Below are 516 nucleotides of genomic sequence, written 5' to 3'. Positions count from 1 at the left end.
AGGTGACGCCGCGGCGGATCGCGCAGGCCGGCTTCACGCTCTGCATCCTGGGCCTGCTCTGGCTGGCCTGGGTGGTGCGCAACGACTGGACGGCGGTTCCCGTCATGCTCGGCCTGATCACCTGCGGCATCGGCCAGGGCGCGCTGGTGACGCTGGTCTTCAACGTTCTGGTGACGGCGGCGCCGAAGGAGCTGGCGGGTGATGTCGGCGCGCTGCGCGGCACCACGCAGAACCTTGCGGCCGGCGTGGGCACGGCGATCGCGGGCGCGCTGCTGGTGGGACTGCTCTCGGCCGGCATCATGTACCGCGTGACGGCCAATCCGCAGCTGACGCCGGAGCTGCAGTCGCAGCTCGACCTCGACAGCATCAACTTCGTCAGCAACGACCRCCTGCTCACCATCCTGCAGCGCACGAGCGCGACACCCGCCCAGGTGGAGGAAGCGGTGCGCGTGAACAGCGAGGCACGGCTCCGGGCACTCAAGATCGGACTGCTCATCATGGCCGCCGTCGCGGCAC

1 pseudogene is annotated in these 516 nt (G+C 69.9%); it reads left to right on the top strand.

The window, feature by feature from the left end:
- Window positions 1-516, top strand: a pseudogene (locus tag AC1DWF_RS38715) (MFS transporter); the annotation flags it as partial.

The sequence above is a fragment of the Aminobacter sp. P4_D5 genome (assembly GCF_056401815.1).
This window is presented reverse-complemented; position numbering and strand designations above follow the sequence as displayed.